The following is a 2324-nucleotide window of genomic DNA, read 5'->3' on the forward strand; positions in this document are numbered from 1 at the left end:
CTGCCGAACAAGCGGGTGACCTCGTCGACCACGTCGCCGTACCCCATCCTCCGGTAGAGGTCGGCGTGAAAGTTGTTGTCCTGTGCGCCCATCCCGCCAAGGTAGAGCGCCAGCTTCGGTTTCATCGCAGCGAAGGTCGCGCGTCGATCATCGGTGATGACGATCTGGGCGGTCGCGCACACTTCGAACGTCCCGCGGGTGCGCCGCGCACCCGGTCGTGCGAAGCCCTCGTCGAGCCAGGAGTTGTAGGTGTCGGCCAGCCGGGGTGTGTAGAAGATCGGTAGCCAGCCGTCGCAGATCTCGGCGGCCAGCGCGACGTTGCGGGGTTCTTCGGCGCCGAGCATGATCGGTATGTCGGGGCGCAGCGGGTGAACGATCGACTTGAGGCTCGCCCCGAGCCCCGTTGTCCCGCTGCCACTCCTGGGCAGCGGATAGTGCGGACCGGCACTGGTGACCGGGGCCTCGCGCGCCCACACGTGTCGAATGATGTCGACGTATTCGCGGGTGCGTGCCAGTGGCTTGGCGAACGGCTGCCCGTACCACCCCTCGACGACCTGCGGGCCGGCGACGCCCAACCCGAGGACGTGTCGACCGCCGCTGAGGTGATCCAGGGTCAGCGACATCATCGCGCAGGCGGTGGGGCTGCGCGCGGAGATCTGGGCCACCGAGGTGCCCAGTTGGATCCGTCGGGTCCGAGCGCCCCACCACGCCAACGGGGTGAAAGCCTCGGACCCCCACGCCTCGGCGGTGAAGACGGCGTCGAAGCCGGCGTCTTCTGCGGCGGTGACCAGCTCGGCGTGATTGGTCGGCGGTGCGGAGCCCCAATGGCCGAGCTGCAGCGCGAGTTTCATGGGCGTGGTGTCCTTGGCGATGCTCAGTAGGACCGTGGCAGCGCCAGGCTGTGTTGGGCGACGTAGTTGAGGATCATCTCTCGGCTGACCGGTGCGATCCGCAGCAGGCGGGCCAGAGCCCACTGCGGTATCAGCCCGTACTCGGCGGACAACCCGTTGCCGCCGTGGACTTGGATGGCACGGTCGGCTGCGGCGACGGCAGCGTCGGCGGCGGCGAACTTGGCGATGTTGGACGCTTCTCCGGCAGGGTGGCCGTGGTCGTAGAGCCAAGCGGCCTTGGCGGTCATCATGGCGGCCTGGTCCACGGCGATCTTGGCTTCGGCCAGGGGATGAGCGATCGCCTGATAGGCGCCGATCGCTGGTCCCCAGACGGTGCGGGTGCGCGCGTAGTCGGCGCCTTTGGCGACGGCGTGGCGGCCGATGCCGACGCACACGGCGGCGCCGGTGATGCGTTCGGGGTTCAGCCCGTCGAACACTTGACGGAAGCCTTCGTGTTCGGTGCCGATCAGGGCGGAGGACGGCAGCCGGACGTCGTCGAAGTGCAGGGTGTACTGCTTCTCCGGGACCGGGATGCCCACCGGCAGAGGGTGTTTGATCAGACCCCTCGCATCGCTGGGAACGAGGAAGAGCGACAGCCGCTCGGGGGCGGTGCGGGTCACGACGATCAGCGCATCCGCTTCGTCGACTCCGGAGATGTAGTACTTGGTGCCGTTGAGCAGATAGTCCTGCCCGTCGCGGGTTGCGGTGGTGCTGATCTCGTGCGAATTGGATCCGGCGTCGGGTTCGGTGATCGCGAAGACCACCTTGGTGTCACCGGAGGCCATGCGGGGCAGCCACTCTCGGCGTTGCTCGGCGCTGCCGTAGCGGGTGAGGAGTTCTCCGGAGATGGCGCTGGACACCAGGAGCAACAACAGTGGGCAGCCGTGCGCGGCGGTCTCCTCGCAGACGATGGCCAACTCGACCATGCCGGCGCCACCGCCGCCGAACTCCTCGGGAAGGTTGATGCCGATGAACCCGTGCCCGGCCAGGTCCTGCCACAGCTCGGTGGTCGGTGCGTGCGCCATCGCCCGTTCGGCGAAGTAGTCGGGGCCGTACTTGTCGGTCAGTGCGCCGACCGCGTCGCGCAGGTCGCGGTGTTCGGCGGGTTCGGTGAAGTCCACTACGGCACCAGCTTGTCGGGAATGTCGGTGTGGAGGGCGCGGACGTATTCGCCGAGTCCCTTGGCTTGCGGATCGGTCTTGGTGCACGATGCGACGCCCTCGCCGAGGAAGCCCACGATGACGAAGTTGAGCGCCTTGAGGTTGGGAAATTCGTAGCGGCGCACCTCCAGGCCGGCGGTTTCGCCGACCAGCGCGCGGAACCGGTCGACGCTGAGGTGATGGCGCAGCCAGTCCCACCTCTCCGGGGTGTCGGTCCAGAGCCCGACGTTCGCGTTGCCGCCCTTGTCACCCGAGCGGGCGGCGAGCACCTCAC

Annotated in this window: 3 protein-coding genes; all 3 read right to left on the reverse strand. The window is 68.0% G+C overall.

All coding sequences use genetic code 11. From position 1 onward, the window contains the following. On the reverse strand, positions 1 to 851 hold an 851-nt coding region (locus ACRDUX_RS19560), incomplete at its 3' end, for an LLM class F420-dependent oxidoreductase (RefSeq protein ID WP_526415676.1). 23 nt (positions 852 to 874) lie between these two features. Further along, positions 875 to 2011 (reverse strand): acyl-CoA dehydrogenase family protein, encoded by a 1137-nt coding sequence (locus ACRDUX_RS19565; RefSeq protein ID WP_526415677.1) that lies wholly within the window; start codon positions 2009 to 2011, stop codon positions 875 to 877. Continuing rightward, positions 2011 to 2324: AtuA-related protein (locus ACRDUX_RS19570; RefSeq protein WP_526415678.1), on the reverse strand; the 314-nt coding region annotated here is incomplete at its 5' end. The genes ACRDUX_RS19570 and ACRDUX_RS19565, both read right to left, overlap by 1 nt.

The organism is Mycobacterium sp. (genome assembly GCF_050701675.1).
In the GTDB taxonomy this organism is placed as follows: domain Bacteria; phylum Actinomycetota; class Actinomycetes; order Mycobacteriales; family Mycobacteriaceae; genus Mycobacterium.